Raw genomic sequence first — 19974 nt, forward strand, 5'->3', positions numbered from 1 at the left:
GAGGCCGATCAAGGGTAGTGCGGGGGCACCGGCTTACGAGCCGAAGAGCGCCGCGCCAGGCTGAAGAAGCCGGCGCGGCGCTGTTGTTTTGCCGGGTCCGGTTCTGCAAGTTGTGATTTACCGCCGCGCTCTCAGCCCGCCTCGTCGAACTGCACCAGCACCATCCCGTCGGTGACCTGCGTCCCCTCACTGGCAATCTCGGCGACGACACCGTCGTGAGGCGCGGTGATCGTGTGCTCCATCTTCATGGCTTCCAGCACAAGCAGGGCCTGCCCCTTGGCCACGGTATCGTTGGCCGCCACCCGCACCAGTTTCACCAGCCCCGGCATCGGCGCGCGCAGGCTGCCGCCGCCCGCTGCGGCTTCCTCGGCCAGGCTGAACGGATCGAAGCTCTGGAAGACATGGCATTCCGGCCCGTCGAATACCGCGACATGCCCCGGCCATTGCACGACCCGCGTTGCCTCGTCCGGGCCTAGCGTGACGGTCTCCTCGGCACCCTCGCTGTCGCGCAGCGTGATCGAGAACCGCCCGCCGCCGAGGGCTTCCAGGGCATAGGTCCACTCTCCCTGGGCTCCCGCCAGCCGCCCGCGATGTCCAAGCCGGCTGAAGTGCCCATAGCCTTCAAAGGCGTCGAAGGGGTCGTCACCGGCCGGTGTGCGCTTAGCACCGGAAGCTGCCAGCGCCGCCAGCGCAACGGCATGCGTTCCGGCGGTCCGGCCCTGCCGCAGCGTATCCATATGACGGCCTATCAGGCCTGTATCGATATCGCCTGACGCAAATTCCCCGTTGCGGGCGAGCCGCGCCAGGAACGGCACATTGGCCGTGCATCCGGCGATTTCCGTCTCGTCCAGCGCCTTGCCGAGCGCCTCCAGCGCCTTCGCCCGGTCGTCGGCACGCACGATCACCTTGGCGATCATCGGGTCGTAGAAGGGTGAGATTTCATCGCCCTGCCGCACCCCGGCATCCACGCGTACCGATCCGCCATCGAGCGCTTCGGGGAACTTCAGATGATGCAGCCGGCCCGTCGCCGGCAGGAAGTCGCGCGCCGGGTCTTCCGCATAGATGCGCGCCTCGACCGCGTGGCCGGAAAGCCTGATCTCCTCCTGCCGCAGCGGCAGCCTCTCGCCGGCCGCCACCCGCAGCTGCCATTCCACGAGGTCGACCCCCGTCACCATCTCCGTGACGGGGTGCTCCACCTGCAGCCGGGTGTTCATCTCCATGAACCAGAAGCGATCCGGCCGCAGCCCGCCCGACGCGTCGACGATGAACTCGATCGTGCCGGCGCCGCTGTAGCCTATCGCTTTGGCGGCGGTGACCGCCGCCTCGGTCATGGCGGTGCGCATGGCTTTAGTCATGCCGGGAGCAGGGGCCTCCTCGATCACCTTCTGGTGCCGCCGTTGGGCCGAGCAATCGCGCTCGTAAAGATGCACGGCACCGCCGTGATTGTCGCCGAACACCTGCACCTCGATATGGCGCGGCTTGTCGATCAGCTTTTCCACCAGCACCTGGGCATCGCCGAAGGCAGCCTTGGATTCGCGTTTGGCGGACGCCAGTGCTTCCGCGAAATCCTCCGGGCGGTCGACCCGGCGCATGCCCTTGCCGCCGCCGCCGGCCCGCGCCTTGATCAGCACCGGGTAGCCGATCTCGTTGGCCTTGGTGGCCAGCACCACATGTTCCTGCGCCTCGCCGTGATAGCCCGGCACCACGGGCACGCCGGCCTTTTCCATCAACCGTTTGGCCGCATCCTTCAGCCCCATAGCGCGGATAGCCTTGACTGACGGGCCGATGAAGGTGAGCCCCGCGGCCTCGACCGCCTCCACAAAGCCGGGGTTCTCCGACAGGAACCCATAGCCCGGATGAATGGCCTCGGCCCCCGTCTCGCGCGCGGCGGCGATGATTTTCGCGCCGTCAAGATAGCTTTCCGCTGCTGCGGCCGGGCCGATGGGCACCGCGCGGTCGGCCAGGGAAACGTGGAGGGCGTTGCGGTCGGCATCGGAATAAACCGCCACCGTCTTCACCCCCATGCGCTTTGCCGTGCGGATGACCCGGCAGGCGATCTCGCCCCGGTTGGCGATCAGGATCGTGCGAAACATTGAACCTCCCGAAAAAAGACGGACCACGATGGCGGCTTCACTCAGGTGAGATCACCCGACACCCGCACAAAGGCGGAAAAGTAAAAGACAGCCGATCTTATAGACCGTGGAACGGGTCCCCGGCCAGCACGCCGCGCGCCCTGGCCGCACATTCCCCTTTACGGTGGAGCGGGGCGTTCCCGCGGAACGGCGTCGATGACCGAGGCGGGCGCTTAGGGGCCCCACGTTAACCGTAACCATACCCTTTGGACACTGATCGGCATGCCCGCTGCCGCCTAATGGTGCTCACGAATCTGTATCCGGCCGTGAGTCGGTCCGTGGCTGTCCCCCTGCTAGCAGGCCTCCGCCACACCCGCGTCCTTCGACAGTACCCGCGTTGCCCGGCACCGGGCCTTCACCGTGACACCGCTCGCGCAATGGGGTTTCCATGTCCAATCTGCTTCAAGTCCTGCTTTCTTGTTTCGCCGCTCCTCACGGGAAGATGCATCCCGGTGCCATCGTCCGGCGTCATTCGCTGGTGTTCTCACTCTGCGGGCTCACGGCCCGCGCCGGACTTCTCGCGCTGTTCCTGGCCGGAATCCTCCTGACATCCGCGCCGCAGACGGCAAGCGCGCAGAACATTCCGCCGACGGCCCCATGTTTACCCACTGCGGGAGGAGTCACGCCGGCGGGATGGACAAATGCTGCCGGCTCCCCCGACTGCTCGACGCTGCAAATATGGGGATGGAACAGCGCGCCATGGATCAATGCTCCACTTCCGACGCCTCCAACAGGCGATACGACCTTTGCGAGTATGGTTCATGGCGAGGCCATTAGCACCCAGATGACGGGCCTCATAGCGGGGCGCGATTATCGAGTGACCTTCTTTGGCCTGGCGAGGGGAAATAATTCCGCCTACACCGAGCCATGTGCAGGAATGATCATTTCCACGACGGGTCATTCGGAATTCATCCCATTTCCTGACACCAGCAACTGGACTCAGCAGGTCTTTGAGTTCACGGCGACCGCCGCAACCCAACCGCTGACAGTTGCGGCGGACAGTGCAGGTGGCCCCACCGCCTGCTTGATCAGTTTTGTCCTCGGTGCCGACCTGATCGAGGTCGTCAAGACGGCTTCGAGCGGTGCGTCGATGGCGGGCGATACGGTTACCTTCACCATGGAGGTAGAGAACACGAGCGCCGAGCCGCTGACGGGCGTGGCGATCAGCGAGGATGTCTTGGAGCGCGCCGATGGCACGCCGCTTTCGCTGACCACCGGCCCGGACTTCGTCTCGAGCAGCGGCGGTTCGCCTGAAGGTACGCTTGCGGTGGGCGAGACCGCTACCTATGAAGCCACTTACACGCTGGTCCAGGAAGACATCGACGCGGGCGGGATTTCCAACCAGGCGACCGGCGTCGGAACCGCAAGCACGGGCGAATTCAGCGCCGTTTCACGCTCCTCCGCGGGTGGAAGCCAGCAGGCAACCGTCGTGACCATCGCGGCGTCTCCCTCCTACGATTTCATCAAGGAATCTGCCCACGACGACGCCGACGGCAATGGGCGTGTCGATGCCGGTGAGACGATCAACTACACCTTCACCATCGAGAATACCGGCAATGTGACCTTGACCGATGTGGTGGTTACGGATTCGCGCGCGGTCCTCTCGGGTAGCCCGATAGCCGGGCCGCTGGCGCCGGGGGCGGTGGATGCGACCAGCGTGACCGGCACATACACGGTGACGCAAGCCGATATCGAAGCCGGTGACCTCGACAATCTGGCCTCGGCCACGGCCAAGGACCCGGGCGGCAATGACGTGACGGTAACCTCGCGTCCACCCGGCGGGACGCCGGGCGATCCTACCGGCGTTCCGGGTTTCGCGCAGGTCGCCGATTACGATTTCATCAAGGAAGCGGCCCATGACGACGCCAACGGGAACGGACTGATCGATGCCGGCGAGGAACTTTCCTACACCTTCACGGTCGAGAACACCGGCAATGTATCGCTGACGAATGTGGCCGTCACCGACAGCCGCGCCACCGTCTCCGGCAGCCCGATTGCCGGGCCGCTGGCGCCGGGCGCGGTGGATACGACCAGCGTGACCGGCACCTATACGGTCACCCAGGCCGATATCGACGCGGGCAATCTCGACAATGTGGCCGACGCAACGGCCAAGGATCCGGGCGGCAACGACGTGAACAAGCAGTCGCGGCCGCCTTCGGGCAATCCGGGCGACCCGACCAGCCCTCCCGGTGGGGTCAACAAGGTCGCCGACTACGATTTCGTCAAGGACGTGACCCATGTCGACGCCGACGGCAACGGCCTGATCGACGCGGGCGAGCGGCTTGATTACACCTTCACGGTCGAGAACACCGGCAACGTGACGCTGACCGATGTGGCGGTGACGGACAGCCGGGCGACGGTGTCGGGCAGCCCGATCGCCACGCTGGCGCCGGGCGCGGTGGATGCCACCTCGGTCACCGGCACCTATACGGTCACCCAGGCCGACATCGATGCCGGCAATCTCGATAATCTGGCCGATGCGGTGGCCAAGGATCCGGACGGCAACGACGTGATCAGGCAGTCGCGGCCGCCTTCGGGCAATCCGGGCGACCCGACACGGCCGCCCGGCGGCGTCACCCAGGTCGCCGATTACGACTTCGTCAAGGAGGTGACCCACGACGACGCCGACGGCAATGGCCGGATCGATGTCGGAGAGAAGCTCGTTTACATCTTCACGGTCGCCAATACCGGCAATGTGACGCTGACGAATGTCACCGTCACCGACAGCCGGGCGACGGTGTCGGGCAGCCCGATCCCGTCGCTGGCGCCGGGGCAGGTGGATTCCACCTCGGTCACCGGCGTCTACTTCGTCACCCAGGACGACATCGACGCCGGCACCATCGCCAATGTGGCCGATGCCAATGCCAAGGACCCGAACGGCGGCGATGTGCCGAAGCGCTCGCGCCCTCCCGGCGGCAGTCCGGGCGACAGCACCGACCTGCCTGTCGATGCCGACGCCTCCGTCGACTTCGTCAAGGAAGCGACGCTGGAGGATGCGGATGGCGACGGGTTTGCGGATGCGGGGGAGCGGGTGGTCTATGCCTTCACGGTCACCAACACCGGCAATGTGACGGTGCATGACGTGACGGTGGAGGACGACCGGGCGGAGGTGACCGGCGGTCCGATCAGCCTTGCGCCCGGGCAGGTGGATGCGACGAGCTTCACCGGCCATTACGTGATCACGCAGGCCGACATCGATTCAGGCTCCTTCGCCAATGTCGCCACCGTGAACGGCAAGGCGCCGAATGGCGACGACGTGACGGCGGTGTCACGGCCGCCTGAGGGGGTGCCGGGGGATCAGACGGTGATCCCGTTCGCGCCCAACCCGGCCATCGAACTGGAGCTGACCGGTTCTGTGGTCGACGCCGACGGCGACGGTTTCCCCGATGCCGGCGAGGCCGTGGCCTACCGCTTCACGGTGAGGAACACCGGCAATGTGACGCTGTCGAACATCACCATTCCTTCGTTCGACGTGGAGCTCAAGGACGCCGCGCCCGCCTCGGCGGCGGCGATCCGGCCGCTGGCCCTGGTGCCGGTGGGCGGCACGCTGGCCAGCCTGGCGCCGGGGGCGGAGGATGCCGTCACCTTCGCCTCGTCCTATCCGCTGGCCCAGGCCGACATCGACGCCGGGCGCCTCGATGCGGTGGCGGTCGTTTCGGGGTCCGCCCCCAATGGCGATGCGGTGACGGACATGTCCGACGATCCGGCCGAGGCCGCCAATGCCGATCCCGAGGGCGACGGCGAACCGGACGATCCGACGGTGCTGCTTTTGCCGCAGAACGCGGTGCTGGCGCTGGAAAAGTCCGGCATCATCGACGATGCCGACGGCAACGGCTTCGCCGATCCGGGCGAGGGGATCCTTTATAGCTTCACCGTGGAGAACACCGGCAATGTGACCGTCGACGACGTCACCCCGTCCGATCCCGGCCCGCGCTTTGACGGCCATGCGCCGGCCGGCAGCCTGTCTTCCTTCGATCCGGGGCCGGTGCGCCTTGCGCCGGGGCAAGCCCAGGTCTTCACCGCGACCTACAGCCTGGCCGAGGCCGACCTCGACCATGTGCTGGGCGTCGAGGAAGGCGTGGTCAACGAGGCCGCCGCCACCGGCCGCGCGGCCCGCGACGGGGGTGAGGTAGTCTCGCCGCCGGCCTCGGCGGTTCTGACCCTGCCGGGCTTTGCCATCACCAAGACGGCACGGCAGAAACAGGTCATGCGCGGCGGGCGCGTGCCCTACACCATCACCGTGCGCTCGCTCACCGACGGGGCGGCGACCGGCACGGTGGTCGACCAGATGCCGTCCGGCTTCGCCTTCCTTGAAGGCTCGGCCAGCGTCGACGGGGTTGCCTTCGCGCCTGAGGTCGAGGGCCAGTTCCTCACCTTCAAGGACCTGACCATCGCCGCCGATGCGGACACGGTGATCGAACTGTCGCTGGTCGCGAGCGCCTCGGCCAAGCCCGGCAAATATGTCAACCGGGCGCGGGTGCTGGCCCCCAATGGCCGCCCGCTCACCCGCGACGCCACGGCGACCGTCGAGGTGGTGGTCGAGCCGGTGTTCGACTGCGGCGACGTCATCGGCAAGGTGTTCGACGATGCCAACCGCAACGGCTATCAGGACGACGGCGAGCGCGGCCTGCCGGGCGTCCGGGTGGCCACGGTCAGCGGGCTGCTGATCACCACCGACAGGCACGGCCGCTTCCACGTGGCCTGCGCCGACCTGCCCGACCAGCGCATCGGTTCGACCTTCATCATGAAGCTCGACCCGCGCACCCTGCCGACCGGCTACCGGATGGTGAGCGAGAACCCGCGCACGGTGCGGCTGACCGCCGGCAAGGCCTCGCGCCTCAACTTCGCGGCCGCCATCGGCCGCCTGGTGCGGCTCGACCTGACGGCCGAGGCCTTCGAGCCCGGCTCGACCGCGCTCAGGCCCGAATGGGAGCAGGGCCTCGGCCAGCTCATCGCGCTGCTGTCGGCCGAGCCCTCGACCCTGCGCCTTGCCTATATCGACCAGGGCACCGACCGCAGAACCGCCGCCAAACGCACCAAAGCCGTCCGCAAGCTCATCCAGCACCGCTGGAAGCAGTCCGCCCCCAAATACACCCTCCACATCGAAACCCGCGTCCAGACCGGCCAGTCACGCGCCAAAGGGGCCATCAAAGCACCGGTCTACCAACAGGAGAAAACAAGATGAGCCCCTCAACGAACGCGAGCCGAGCCGACATCATGAACAAGCAACTACGGTATCAGAACATGAGACATGCACGAGATGGATTGCTCTTCGCGACGAGCGCCTTGGTATCAGTCTTCCTCGCCACCTCGCCGGTTCGGGCTGCCGATCCAGCCTGGTTGTCGGTCGACGGCGCCAACGCAAGCGAGCTTGCCGACGGCATGACGCCGCCGCCCGCGCGCGCCGCCGGTGTCGCCGGCTGGCTGGTCGACAGCCCCGACGCCAGCCAGCTTACCGAAGGCATGGAGACGCAATGCGTCGGCCCGGCCTGCCACTCCTTCATCCGCGGCAAGATGATCGACAATGCCGGTACCCGCAGCCAACGCGTCGGCAGCAATGTCGAACAGGACACGATCTACGACCAGCCGGGCATACCCTTCATGATCTCCGTCGACGGGCAGATCGTGGATGAGTCCGGCAACATCACCGACAGCGGGGTCTTCGGCTCCGACCCCGGTGCGCGTAACGTCGACCGCCAGCGCAAGGCCGATGTCGATCTCAGCGCCGTGGACATCCAGGTCAAGTTCGACGGCCTCGACCAGACGCCCCTGCTCAACGTCTCGACCGTGCCCGTGCGCCGGACCTATGCTGCCGGGGAGCCGGTCAGCTTCCTGGCGACCACCAACTATCCGGCATTCATCGAGCGCGCGGAAATCCGCATCTTCCGGGAAGGAGACAATCCCTCGCGGCGCCCGGTCGATATCGTCCCGGCCATGCTGAACGGGGAGACGGGCTGGATCATGCCCGCCGGATATGGAAGCGACTATTCCTATACGCTGCGCGTCTATGACAGCAAGGGACGGTTCGACGAGACCATTCCGCTGTCGCTGGCGCGAACCGGGCAGGAGATCGCGGCGGAATCGCGAGGCGCGGTGGCGCCGGGCATGGCCGAGGATCGGACCGCGATCCGCAATATTCCCGTCCATGGCGGCGCCGTCACCGTATACGGGCGAAACGTCCCGGAAGGCTACAGCATCGCGGCCTTCAACGAGTTCATGCCGATCGATCCCAATGGCGCATTCGTCGCCCAGCGCATCCTGCCGCCCGGCGATCACGTCGTCGACGTCGCCATCGACGGCCCCATGAAGGCCGGCGCGCTCTATTTCTCGCGCGACATCAACATTCCCGCCAATGAGTGGTTCTATGTGGGCCTGGCCGACTACACCGTCGGCAAACGCACCGGTGACGAAGGCATAGAAGGGGTGCGCCCCGGCGAATATGACGAAGTCTACCAGAAGGGCCGGCTGGCCTTCTATCTGAGAGGCAAGATCAAGGGCCGGTTCCTTCTCACCGCCGCCGCCGACACCGGTGAGGACGACATCAAGAACCTGTTCCGCAACCTCGATGAGAAAGACGCCAAGAAGCTTCTGCGCAAGATCGACCCGGACAAATACTACCCCGTCTATGGCGATGATTCGACCTCGGTCGAGGATGCGCCAACGAAGGGCAAGTTCTACGTCCGGCTGGAGCGCGGCGACAGCCACGTCATGTGGGGCAACTACAAGACCCACGTCACGGGCACCCGGTTCCTGGCATCGAGCCGCGGCCTCTACGGCGCCAACGCCGTGCTGCGGTCGCAGAATACGACGTCCTTCGGCGAGCGCAAGGGCGAGGTGACGGCCTATGCCGCCTTGCCCGACACGCTGCCCCAGCGCGACGAGTTCCTGGCGACCGGAGGGTCGGCGTATTTCCTCAAGCGGCAGGACATCACCATCGGGTCCGAAACCGTCACCATCGAGACGCGCGACCATGTAACCGGCCGGCTGGTCGAGCGCCGTGCGCTCGTCCATGGCGAGGACTATACGATCGACTACCTGCAGGGCGTGATCATCCTGAAGCGTCCGCTTTCCTCCACCAGCGCGGGCATGGGACCGGTCCGCGACGGCGCGCTTGGCGAGAACAAGGTCTATCTCGTCACCCAATACGAATATGTGCCCGATGCCGGCGACATGGACGGCTATATCTATGGCGGCCGTGCGCAGCGCTGGATCGGCGACCGCGTGCGGGTCGGCGTGACGGGAATGAGCGAGGAGACGGGCGACGCCGACCAGCAGGCCCTGGGCGCCGACATCGTCGTGCGGCGGTCGGAGACGACCTATTTCGAGGCCGAGGTGGCCCGCTCCTCCGGCTCGGGCTTCGGAACCTCGCGCTCGGTCGATGGCGGCCTCACCATTACCGACGATCCCAAGGCCGGGATGGCGGACCGGTCGGCGATGGCCTGGATGGTGGGTGCCCAGATGGACCTGGCCGACTTCCAGCGTGTCGGCATTCCCGGCGTGATCGGCGGCTATTTCGAGCGCAAGGAGGCGGGCTTCACCTCCATCACCGAGCAGGTCCGCACCGACCAGCGGTCCTGGGGCCTGCACATGGACGTGCCGATGACCGGCGCGGTCGATCTGGAGGTTTCCTATGACGACTTCAAGGACGGCGACGGCAAAAAGAAGCGCGACGGCGAAGTGGCGCTGAGCTGGCAGTACGACGCCTACTGGAAAGTCGCCTTCGGCGTGTCCTATTCCGACCTTTATTCGCCCGGCGCCGTGAGCTCGGGCAAGAAGGGCTATAACGGCCGGCGCATGGATGCCGGCGTTCGGGTCGACTACCGCCAGGACGAGGATTACCTTTATTACGGCTTCGCCCAGACGACCTTCGACCGGAAAGGCGATATCGAGAAAAACGACAGGGTTGGCGTCGGCGCGGAGGTCCTGCTGACGGAAAAGGTCGGCGCCAAGGGCGAAGTGTCCTACGGCACCAGGGGGCTGGGTGGTCTTGCCGCCATCACCTATGACCCGACGGTGGAGGATCACTATTATATCGGCTACCGGCTGGACCCCGACCGCGCCTTCGATATCAGCCGCTCCGACGCGCTCTACGGTGTCGATCGGGGTGCCATCGTCGGGGGCCTCCGCCGCCGCCTCAACGAGGTGACCTCGGCCTATTCGGAGACCAATTACGACCTGTTCGGACGCAAGCGTTCGCTCGCCCAGACCTACGGCGTCGTCTATACGCCCGATCCGCTCTGGACCGTGGATGCGGGCTTCGAGGCCGGCCAGGTCAAGGACGATAGCATCGACAGCCTCACCGGCCTGGAAAGGACCGACTTCGATCGGTATTCCGGCTCGCTGGCGGTCGCCTACAAGGATGACGATCTGGGCCTCAGCGCCCGGATTCGCGGCGAAGCCCGCTTCGAGCGCTCCGAGGACGACAGCCGCAACCGCAATACCTATGTGCTTGCCACCGGCGGCACCTGGAGCCATGACGAAAGCGGCCGGGTGCTGGCCAATGTCGACGCCGTCCTTTCCGAATCGGACGAGGGAATCGTCAATGACGGCGACTATGTGGAAGCCTCCATGGGTTATGCCTACCGGCCGGCCTATCACGACCGCCTGAACGCGCTGCTGCGCTACACGTTCCTCTACGACCTGCCGGGCAACGACCAGATCAGCTCGATGACCGGGAGTTCCGGCGGGCCGCTGCAGCGCAGCCACATCGTTTCGGCCGACCTGACCTACGACCTCCTGCCGTGGCTTTCCGTCGGCGGCAAGTACGGCGCCCGTTTCGGCGAGGTGCGGTATCGCATGTCGGGCTCTGGAGGCGGTTTCGGCGAATGGGAGGATTCGGCGGCCCATCTGGGCATCGTGCGCGCCGACCTTCATATCGTGAAGAACTGGGATGCCCTCGTCGAAGGCAGGGCGTTCTACACGCCCACCATCAAGTCGGCGGACTACGGCTTCCTGGCCGCGCTCTACCGCCATGTCGGCAACAACTTCAAAGTCGGCGCGGGCTATAATTTCGGCCGGTTCTCCGATGACCTGCGCGACCTGACGCTGGACGACAAGGGACCGTTCCTCAACGTCGTCGGAAAGTTCTGACCTGCCGGAAGCTGCCTCCCCGCGCCGACGGCGCGGGGAGGCCCCAGACGATCTTCCCGACTACTCGGCGACGCCATAGATGCGGGCAATGTCCTTCAGCATCAGCCGCGCCGCCAGAATGCCGCCGCCCGTGTTCCATATGACGTCGTCGACCGCATGCACCTTGCCGGCCTTGACCACATCGAGGCTTTGCCAAAGCGGATCGTTCAGCACTTCCTCCGTGGCTTTCTCGCCTTCGCCGTCGCCCGTGTCATAGGTGAAGTAGATGAGGCGGTCGCCTTCCATGTCCGGAATGCTCTCCTTGCCCACCCGCAGCGCGAACTCATTGACATCCTGGTTCGGTGGACGATTGAAGCCGATCTGGTCGAGGATGAAGCCCGAGAAGCTGTCCTTCTGGTAGATACGTATCTGACCCGCCAGGATGCGGACTATGGAGACGCGCTCGTCGGTGCGCGCGCCGAGCTTTTCGCGCAATGCGGCAATCTCGGCATCGAACGCTGCCAGGATATCCTCTCCCTGCTTCGCCTGACCGACGGCCTCCGCGTAGAGCTTGAAATTGACCCGCCAGTCGCCGCGCAGCCGCTCTGAAAAGACCGTTGGCGCGATGGCCGAAAGCTGCGGATAGATGGCTTCCTGGCGCGTCTTGTTGCCCAGGATCAGGTCCGGCTGGAGCGCCGCGACGAGCTCCAGATTGACCGCGCTCTCCTTGCCGACCGGCGTGACCTCGGCCATCTGTTCGGCGATGTGCGGATACCAGGGGTCGCCCGTCCAGGAGTTGACCGCGCCGACCGGCGTGATCCCCAGCGCCAGCAGCGCCTCCGTGCCCTCATTGGTCAGGACGACGATCCTTTTCGGCGCGTCCGGCACGGTGGTAACCCCCATCGCATGGGCTATTTCGCCGGCGTGCGCCGAAAAGGCGCAAAGCGTAAACAGCGCTGCCGCCGCCAGTTTCGATAACAGTTTCATCGGGGTGCTCCTTTCAGGCGTTGAGGTGTCGACATGCCGAAATGTGATCGTCGGCGTCAAGTTGTAAGTTGACTTCCATGGTCATATTCAGCAAACGGCCCGGATTGGAGAAGGCCATGAAAGCCCTGACCGCCGTTCTGATTGCCATCCTTGTCCTGTTGGCCGCCGCCAGCCTGCATCTGGGCGTGCGCTTCACGCCGCCGGCCGAGGTCTGGCGCGCATTGACGGCGGGCGGCGGAGACCAGACGGCCCTGATCGTCAATACGCTGCGCCTGCCGCGCGCGATGATCGCCATGATCGTGGGCGCCGCGCTCGCCATTGCCGGCGTTCTCATGCAGACGGTGACGCGCAATCCGTTGGCCGAGCCCGGCCTGCTGGGCGTCAATGCCGGGGCGGCCTTCGCGGCGGTGCTGGTCGTCACGCTGACCGGGGAGGAAGCCCTGGCGCCCCTTATGGCGGCCGCATGCGCGGGCGCGCTGCTGACGGCCGCCGTCGTCTACGGCGTCGCGCTGAGCGGGGGAGGGCGCGCCGCGCCGCTGCATCTGCTTCTGGCCGGCATCGTGGTCGCCGCGCTGCTGGCCTCGCTGACGCAGATCCTGCTGATTTCGAACGAGCGTACCATGGAGGAGCTGCTCTTCTGGCTTTCCGGCTCTTTTGCCGACCGCAACCCGCTCTTCGTCCTGCCCGCCGCCGGCCTCGTCCTTGCCATCGGCGTCGGCTGCCTGGCTGCGGCGCCGCAGCTCGACATTCTGTCGGCCGACGAGACGACCGCTTCGGCGCTCGGCCTGTCGGTCGTCCGCATGCGTTTTGCCGCCATTGCGGGCGCCGCGCTTCTGTCGGGGTTCTCGGTGGCGCTTGCCGGTCCGGTGCCGTTCGTCGGGCTTGCCGCCCCGCATCTGGTGCGCCGGCTTGGCGTGCGGGGACACGCCCGGCTGCTGCCACTGGCAGCCATTGCCGGGGCGGCGCTGGCGATGGCCGCCGATATCGTCTCCCGGTTCATCATTTATCCCTCGCAGGCCCCGGTCGGCGCCGTCATGGCGATGCTCGGCGTTCCTGTACTCCTGATGCTGCTTCACCGGCGGGCGGCGGGGGTCGGCCTATGAGCGCCATCGTGCAGGGCGCAGCGGACCGGCCTGCAATGCCGCGACATGCCCCGGCTCCCATGCTGGGGCTGGTGGCAGCGGCGCTGCTGGCGGCAATGCTTGCCGGATTGAGCATGGGCAGCTCGCCCATGCCGCTCGACCGCCTGCTGCCGGCGCTGATCGGGCAGGGCTCGGCGACCGACATGCTGATCCTGTGGACCCTGCGGGCGCCGCGCGTGCTGCTGGCCGGTGTCGCCGGCGCCTCGCTGGGCCTGGCCGGCCTCGTCCTGCAGCGTGCCACCCGCAACGCACTTGCCGCGCCCTCCGTCCTGGGCGTTACCGACGGCGCGGCGCTGGGCGCGGTCGCGTTCCTTTTCCTGTTCACCGATCCGGCCAACATGCTGACCGTCAGCATCTATTGGCAGCCGGTCGCCACGGCCCTGGGGGCGGCTTTTTTCGCCATGCTCGTGGCGCTTTTGGCCGGGCGCGGCAATGTCGGGCCGGTAAGCCTGATATTGCATGGCTTCGCGCTCGGCGCGCTCGCCCGCGCCGGCGTGACGCTGTTTATCGTGGCAGGGCCCGTCTACCGCGCCAGCCAGGCCGCGATATGGCTGGCGGGCTCCGTGCACGAGGCGCGCTGGAGCGATGTCGCGGCCACCGGGCTGGTGCTGTCGATCTGCCTTCCGGCCGTGGTGCTGATGGCGCGGCGGATGGACCAGCTTCTGCTCGACGACACCAGCGCTATGGCGACAGGCGTCGCCGTGCGGCGCAGCCAGTTCATGCTGATGGGGCTGTCGGTGGTTCTGACGGCGGGCGCCGTCTCCTTCGTCGGCGCGATCGGCTTCGTCGGGCTGGTGGCGCCGCACGCGGCCCGCCTTCTCCTGGGCCTGCGCGCCCTGCCGCTCATCGCCGGCAGCGCCATGCTGGGCGCGCTCGCCGTCATCGCGGCCGACATCGTGGTGCGCTACGGCTTCGCCCCGCTCGAAGTGCCGACGGGCGCCGCGACCGCGCTTCTGGGGGCGCCGTACTTCCTTTTCATCCTGTTCCGCGCGAGGCAGAACCATGCTTGAACGAACCCTGACCGGCTTGCGGAACGGCCTCGAATTGCGCGGGGCCGCCGCCGGCTACGGTTCGCGGCTGGTATTCGAAGGGCTGGACCTTGCCATCGCCAGCGGCCGGGTGACGGCGCTTTGCGGCCCCAATGGCTGCGGCAAATCCACGATGCTGCGCGCCATGCGGGCGATGCTGCCTTTGAGCGCCGGCGCGGCGCTGGTCGACGGCGGCCCCGTCGACGCCCTTCCCGTGCGCGAGCGCGCGCGGCGCATTGCGATGCTCAGCCAGAACCCTTCGGCCCCCGACGAGATGACGGTCGAGGATCTGGTGCGGCTCGGCCGCTATGCGCACCGCAAGCGCTTCGCCCCCGCCGGCCCCGACGACCGGCAAGCCGCCGATGCCGCCATGGCCGCGGCCGGCGTGGCCGACATCGCCGCCCGGCCCATCGGACAGCTTTCGGGCGGGCAACTGCAGCGGGCCTGGATCGCCATGGTCATCGCCCAGGCAGCGCCCGTGATCCTGCTCGACGAGCCGACCAACCATCTCGACATCGCCCATGCGCTGGAAACGCTGGATCTGGTCGCGCGCCTGTGCCACCGCGAGGCCCGCACCGTGGCCGTGGTGCTGCACGACCTCAACCTGGCCGCCCGCCACGCCGACGACATCGTCTTTCTCAGACAGGGCCGCATCGTGGCGCAGGGGCCGGTGGCGCAGACCTTCACGCGCGACGTGATCTCCAGCGTTTTCGGCATCGAATGCCGGGTGCTGAGCGACGAGGAAACGGGGCGGCCCTTCTGCATCCCCGTCCGCGCCACCGGGCACGGCTGACGCTTCAATTTTGCGCGAGACCTCCATCGCCGGGCTCGTCAACGCGGGCGCGTGACCTATAATCGCGTGTCGGGCCGCTGCATTTCCAACGGGGCCGGCCTGCCCCCCAACTGGAGAACCCGACGATGATGACACGACGCGATGCGCTGAAGCTGGGTGCCGCCGGAGCGGCGGTGCTGGGCGCCACCACCGTTATGCCTTTCGTTGCACGAGCCCAGGAAGGCGGCGACACCTACGAGACCGAGACCGGTGAGATCACCATTCATCCGATCGATCATGCGTCCTTCGTCATGACCGTACCCGGCATGGTGATCTATGCCGATCCCGTGGGCGGGGCCGCGGCCTATGAGGGCCACCCCGAGCCCGATCTCATCCTGATCACCCACGAGCACGGAGACCACTACGACGCCGAGACGCTTGCCGCCCTTGCCGGCGAGGACACGCGGCTGATCACCAATCCCGCCGTCCACGACATGCTGCCCGAAGAGCTGAAGGCCAAGGCCACGGCGATGGCCAATGGCGAGACGATGACGGTCGGCGATATCGAGATCGAGGCCATCCCGGCCTACAACACCACCGAGGATCGCCTGCAATACCACCCGCAGGGCCGCGACAACGGCTATGTGCTGACCATCGACGGCCGCCGTGTCTATATCGCCGGCGATACCGAGGACATCCCCGAGATGCGCGCGCTCGAGGACATCTACATCGCCTTCGTGCCCATGAACCTGCCTTACACGATGGACATCGAGCAGGCGGCCTCGGCCGTGGCCGAATTCGCCCCCACCTATGTCTATCCCTACCACTATCGCGGCCAGGACCCGGAAGCTTTCGCCGCCAGGGTGGCGGAAGCGGACGTGGACACCGAGGTCGTGCAAGGTCCCTGGTACGACTGACCGGCCCCGGACGGAGGGCGCGCGGATATGGTCCCGCGCGCCCTTGCGCCGGGTTTCAAAGAACGTGGGAAGCGGGGCGCGTTGTCCGTGCCTCTCTGTGTAGTTTATGTGGCGCGATCAACGCGCCCCGCCGGCCGCTGTCCTGCATGACCGGTCAAGGAAGGTTCCCATTGCCCTTTTGGGGCGCCCAGGCTCGTCACTGAGACGCCTGGACCGAACCTCCCGCGGCTTCTCCGCGCCCTGCGTCCTTCGACACGCTCAGGACACAGGACTCCGGCCTGCTGCAGGCCCTCACATGCCTCCGGTACCGACCCGGAGGGGGAGGCTGCCGCCGCCCTCCCTGATCCCCGGTCCGGACCCGGTTCCCGTGAGGGCGATGGGGAGCATGATAAGGCAGGCCGGGCGGGTGGGGATAAACCAGCGGGAAGAAAATTGGAAAGGCGTGGCGGGACAAAGGCTTGGCCGGAACGGGGGGCGTTTTCCGTCCACGGGGCGGCGGGTTCACGGGGCCGCCGGTGGCCGCCGCTGCCGTTCAGGCATGGGTCCTCGGGTCAAGCCCGAGGATGACGAATGGCAGGAGGGATGGCGGCGAAAGGCTGGCGCCGTGCGGCTTGACACGCGGCGGATGGGGAGAAACATGCCGGGACCGATCCACGGGTCGACGGACGAAAGGTGCGTGATGCGGATTTTCATAATGCTGGCGATCCTGCCGATCCTGGCGATGGCCGGGACAGCGGCGGCGGGCGAGTGGCAGCCCGTCGAGAAGGTGGAGCCTTATCAGGTCTCCGGCGCGACGGGCATCGCGCTGTACGAATCCATCGGCGCGCGTGGGCCGAAGGTAGGCATCGGCCGGGCGATCGCCTACACGGATTTCAAGCTGACATGGACCCGCGACTACCAGCAGCAGGGCGGCGGCTGCGTGCTCGCCTCGGCAAAGCCCAAGCTGATCATCACCTACCGCCTGCCGCAGGCTTCCGGCCCGCTTCCCGCCGAGACGAAACGGCTCTGGGACCGCTTCATAGCCGGCGTTGAGGCGCATGAGCGCGTGCATGGCGAGATCATCGTCGACATGGTGAAAAAGATCGAGGCTGCCTCGATCGGCCTTGCCAGGCAAGCCGACCCCGACTGCAACAAGGTCCGCGCCGAACTCCAGAACCGCCTCCGCGCGCTCTCGCTGGAGCAAAGGCGGCGAAGCCGCGAGTTCGACCGCGTGGAGATGAGCAATGGCGGCAATGTGCACCAGTTGGTGCTGGCGCTGGTGAATGGGCAATAAAACCGCTTGTTCATGATGTTCTTCGCATAGCATGTCTGAAACGGCTCTGTGGGGGACCCGCCCGATGTCCAGGCTCATCAAGATCGTTCTCGCCATACTTGGCAGCTTCGCGGCAGGAGGGGGCGCGCATGCGGAAGGAGGAGCCCGTCCCTCCGGCGACAATCGGATGGAGTATCCGACCGGCGATGCCAGGCTCGCCGAGGCGATGCGCAAGGCGCGCGAGACCCTGCCGCGCTTCTTGCAACTCGCCGATACCGGCTTGCGCGGCGCCTATCTCCTCAAGATGCGTCTTGCCGGCGGCGGCAGGGCCGAGCACATCTGGGTGGAGGTGACCGGCATGCGGAACGGTGTCTTTCAGGGCCGGCTCGCGAACGATCCCGTCACTCCCGGCTACCGGGCCGGCGATCCGGTCGAACTTTCCTCCGACGAGATCGAGGACTGGATGATCAACACCGGCGAGGCGCGCTTCGGCGGCTACACGGTCCGGGCGATGCTGGGCGACATGCCCGCCGCGCAAGCGGAGGAACTGCGGCGGCAGTTCCGCGATTGAGAAGCTACGGCTGGGGGAGATGGCGTGCAAAATCGCATTCCGGTGCTGGCGCGGTGAACGGGGGAGGGGCGGTTGGCGACTGGCGTGTCATCATGCATGACGGCGAGGTTCTGGACATTCTGCACATCGGGCCGCGCGGCGGTGCCTACGACTGATGGAGAAGAGCATGGCCGATACGATCACGATCGCCCGCGAGGAATATGCAAGGCTGTGCGCGGCCGCCGAGGAACTGGCGGACATCGAAGCCTATGACCGCGCCATGGCCGACCCCGGCGAAGCGATCCCCGCCGAATATGTGCGCCGCATGGTGGACGGCGAAAGCCCGCTGCGCGTCTTCCGTGACCTGCGCGGTCTGACCCAGGCGGCGCTGGCCGAACGCTCCGGCGTCAACCGGGTGCAGATCGCCGATATCGAGGCCGGGAGGAAGACGGGATCGGTGCAGACGCTGCGGAAGCTGGCTGGGGCGCTTGGTGTGGCGGTTGACGATCTGGTGTGATTGGTATCCGCCGAAGGACGGCAGGGCAGCCGCGACTTCGGCGGTTCGTGGTGGCCTCGCGCAAGAAAAAAGGCCGGCGGGTGCCGGCCAATTCGCAGATCCATCTGCGGGGTGTCAGGCCGTCTTGGGGCTTGGCACCTTGTTGTTCATAAGGCCGGTATGCAGCGCCCCGCCGAGGATCGCGCCGATCACCCAGCCATAGCCGGACAGTTGCGACAGGGCCGGGACCCAGACCGTGGCCACCGAGAAGACGGCGGCAAGGACGAAGGCGATCAGCGCCTTCTGGTTCCAGCCATTGCCGTAGAAATAGGCCCCCTCCGGATCGGACGAGAACATGTCGTCGACCGACACTGCGCCGCGGCGGACGAAGTAGTAGTCGGCAACCAGAATGCCGTAGAGCGGTGCCAGGAAGGCGCCGAGCGTGTCGACGAAACCGGTGATGCCGATGTTGGAGATCACCGGCATCCAGAGCGCGCCGATGAAGAAGGCGATGACGGCGGTGATGACGCCGCCCATCCTGGCGGAAATCTTTTCCGGGTTGAGGTTGGCGATGTCGTAGGCCGGTGGAATGAAGTTGGCGACGAGGTTGATCCCGACGGTCGCGGCGAAGAAGGTGACGGCCGCGATCAGCGTGAGCAGCACATTGTCGACGCGCTCGACGATATCGGCCGGATTGACCAGCTTCTCGCCGAACAGCACCACGGTGCCGGCCGTCACGAAGAGGGCGATGAAGGAGAAGAAGGCCATCGAGACCGGCAGGCCCCAGAAATTGCCCGTCTTCATGGCCTTCTCGCTTTTCACGAAACGCGAAAAGTCGCCGAAATTGATGACCACGGCGGCGAAATAGGCGATCATCGTTCCCACGATCGCGAAGAATGCGGCGACGGATCCGCGCGGGTCGGTCGCTTCACTGCCTTCGAAGATGGTGCCCAGCGCGCTGAAGATGCCGTTTCCGGCCTTCCACCAGATGACGATGCACAACGCGATCATGACGACATAGACGAGGGGGCCCGCCCAGTTGAGGAACTTGCCCACCCAGTCGATGCCGCGCATGAAGAGGGCCACCTGGAAGACGCAGACGATGAGATAGGACAGCCAGCCGACGGCGGTCATGCCGAGGAATTCGCCCCCGCCCGTTATGCCGAAGGTGGTGTTCAGCAAGAGCGCCACCGCGGTCGAGGCGAAATAGGTCTGCACGCCGTACCAGAAGATCGCGACGATGCCGCGGACGAGAGCGGGAAAGCGCGCGCCGTAGACGCCCATGCTGACCCTGGCCATGACCGGATAGGGAACGCCGTGCTTGACCGACGGCTTGCCGGTGAGGTTGACCAGGAACATGACGAAGAAGCCGGCGACGACGATCGCCGCGAACACGGCCCAGCCGTTCAGCCCGTAGGTGATGAAGAGCGAGGCCGCCAGCGAATAGCCGAACAGGCTCTGGATATCGTTGTTCCACACGTTGAAAATTTCGAAGGCGCCCCATTTGCGCTTCTCCGCCGGGAGCGGAGCCAAATCGGCATTGTAAAGCGCGCCGTCATTGGCGTGCTTGCTGGGTGAGTTCGCCATATCGTTCTCCCATTGTTGGGCCTTCAGGAGGCCGTCAAAAAA

General features: G+C 66.4%; 12 protein-coding genes. 9 read left to right on the forward strand and 3 right to left on the reverse strand.

The annotated features are described in order from the left end of the window. Nucleotides 1-131: 131 nt before the first annotated feature. A complete protein-coding gene (locus NTH_RS17110; RefSeq protein ID WP_338531147.1) occupies nucleotides 132-2093 on the reverse strand; it encodes an acetyl-CoA carboxylase biotin carboxylase subunit in 1962 nt (653 codons plus the stop codon). Between the two features lie 1063 nt (nucleotides 2094-3156). On the opposite strand from NTH_RS17110, the gene NTH_RS17115 reads away from it, so the two are divergent. Together NTH_RS17115 and NTH_RS17120 are read left to right on the forward strand one after the other, a co-directional pair. Further along, nucleotides 3157-7317 carry a DUF7507 domain-containing protein gene (locus NTH_RS17115; RefSeq protein ID WP_338531148.1) on the forward strand — a complete coding sequence of 1387 codons (4161 nt, stop codon included), beginning with the start codon at nucleotides 3157-3159 and terminating at the stop codon, nucleotides 7315-7317. A gap of 59 nt (nucleotides 7318-7376) precedes the next feature. After that, nucleotides 7377-11222 carry a TonB-dependent receptor gene (locus tag NTH_RS17120; RefSeq protein WP_338531149.1) on the forward strand — a complete coding sequence of 1282 codons (3846 nt, stop codon included), beginning with the start codon at nucleotides 7377-7379 and terminating at the stop codon, nucleotides 11220-11222. Between the two features lie 60 nt (nucleotides 11223-11282). Here the strand turns inward: NTH_RS17120 and NTH_RS17125 are convergent, their stop codons facing one another. After that, nucleotides 11283-12188, reverse strand: coding sequence for an ABC transporter substrate-binding protein (locus NTH_RS17125; RefSeq protein WP_338531150.1), 906 nt, complete (start codon nucleotides 12186-12188; stop codon nucleotides 11283-11285). Between the two features lie 116 nt (nucleotides 12189-12304). On the opposite strand from NTH_RS17125, the gene NTH_RS17130 reads away from it, so the two are divergent. The 7 genes from NTH_RS17130 (at nucleotide 12305) to NTH_RS17160 (ending at nucleotide 18366) form a co-directional block, all read left to right on the forward strand. Continuing rightward, nucleotides 12305-13291 carry a FecCD family ABC transporter permease gene (locus tag NTH_RS17130; protein WP_338531151.1) on the forward strand — a complete coding sequence of 329 codons (987 nt, stop codon included), beginning with the start codon at nucleotides 12305-12307 and terminating at the stop codon, nucleotides 13289-13291. Continuing rightward, nucleotides 13288-14340: a FecCD family ABC transporter permease gene (locus tag NTH_RS17135; RefSeq protein WP_338531152.1), complete on the forward strand. Its 1053-nt coding sequence runs from the start codon at nucleotides 13288-13290 to the stop codon at nucleotides 14338-14340. The genes NTH_RS17130 and NTH_RS17135 overlap by 4 nt, the downstream gene beginning before the upstream one ends. After that, complete coding sequence (locus NTH_RS17140) at nucleotides 14333-15151, forward strand: ABC transporter ATP-binding protein (protein ID WP_338531153.1); 819 nt, start codon at nucleotides 14333-14335, stop codon at nucleotides 15149-15151. The genes NTH_RS17135 and NTH_RS17140 overlap by 8 nt, the downstream gene beginning before the upstream one ends. Nucleotides 15152-15276: 125 nt before the next feature. Then, nucleotides 15277-16047, forward strand: a complete 771-nt coding sequence (locus NTH_RS17145) for an MBL fold metallo-hydrolase (RefSeq protein WP_338531154.1) — start codon at nucleotides 15277-15279, stop codon at nucleotides 16045-16047. A gap of 679 nt (nucleotides 16048-16726) precedes the next feature. Continuing rightward, the gene (locus tag NTH_RS17150; RefSeq protein WP_338531155.1) at nucleotides 16727-17320 is read left to right on the forward strand and encodes a DUF922 domain-containing Zn-dependent protease; all 594 of its coding nucleotides are present in this window, start codon (nucleotides 16727-16729) and stop codon (nucleotides 17318-17320) included. Nucleotides 17321-17384: 64 nt separating this feature from the next. Next, nucleotides 17385-17870 (forward strand): DUF2314 domain-containing protein, encoded by a 486-nt coding sequence (locus tag NTH_RS17155; RefSeq protein ID WP_338531156.1) that lies wholly within the window; start codon nucleotides 17385-17387, stop codon nucleotides 17868-17870. A 166-nt stretch (nucleotides 17871-18036) separates the two neighbouring features. Beyond that, entirely contained in the window at nucleotides 18037-18366 is a 330-nt protein-coding gene (locus NTH_RS17160; protein ID WP_338531157.1) for a helix-turn-helix transcriptional regulator, read from the forward strand. Nucleotides 18367-18480: 114 nt separating this feature from the next. On the opposite strand, the gene NTH_RS17165 is transcribed toward NTH_RS17160, so the two are convergent. Further along, entirely contained in the window at nucleotides 18481-19932 is a 1452-nt protein-coding gene (locus tag NTH_RS17165; RefSeq protein WP_338531158.1) for an NCS1 family nucleobase:cation symporter-1, read from the reverse strand. Between the last annotated feature and the right edge of the window lie 42 nt (nucleotides 19933-19974).

Origin of the sequence: Nitratireductor thuwali (assembly GCF_036621415.1) — a bacterium.
Taxonomy (GTDB): Bacteria; Pseudomonadota; Alphaproteobacteria; order Rhizobiales; family Rhizobiaceae; genus Chelativorans; species Chelativorans thuwali.

Coding starts and splice junctions, on each gene's coding strand:
- NTH_RS17110 (WP_338531147.1), bottom strand. CDS start 2,093: ATGTTTCGCACGATCCTGATCGCCAACCGGGGCGAGATCGCCTGCCGG.
- NTH_RS17120 (WP_338531149.1), top strand. CDS start 7,377: ATGAGACATGCACGAGATGGATTGCTCTTCGCGACGAGCGCCTTGGTA.
- NTH_RS17125 (WP_338531150.1), bottom strand. CDS start 12,188: ATGAAACTGTTATCGAAACTGGCGGCGGCAGCGCTGTTTACGCTTTGC.
- NTH_RS17130 (WP_338531151.1), top strand. CDS start 12,305: ATGAAAGCCCTGACCGCCGTTCTGATTGCCATCCTTGTCCTGTTGGCC.
- NTH_RS17135 (WP_338531152.1), top strand. CDS start 13,288: ATGAGCGCCATCGTGCAGGGCGCAGCGGACCGGCCTGCAATGCCGCGA.
- NTH_RS17140 (WP_338531153.1), top strand. CDS start 14,333: ATGCTTGAACGAACCCTGACCGGCTTGCGGAACGGCCTCGAATTGCGC.
- NTH_RS17145 (WP_338531154.1), top strand. CDS start 15,277: ATGATGACACGACGCGATGCGCTGAAGCTGGGTGCCGCCGGAGCGGCG.
- NTH_RS17150 (WP_338531155.1), top strand. CDS start 16,727: ATGCGGATTTTCATAATGCTGGCGATCCTGCCGATCCTGGCGATGGCC.
- NTH_RS17155 (WP_338531156.1), top strand. CDS start 17,385: ATGTCCAGGCTCATCAAGATCGTTCTCGCCATACTTGGCAGCTTCGCG.
- NTH_RS17160 (WP_338531157.1), top strand. CDS start 18,037: ATGGCCGATACGATCACGATCGCCCGCGAGGAATATGCAAGGCTGTGC.
- NTH_RS17165 (WP_338531158.1), bottom strand. CDS start 19,932: ATGGCGAACTCACCCAGCAAGCACGCCAATGACGGCGCGCTTTACAAT.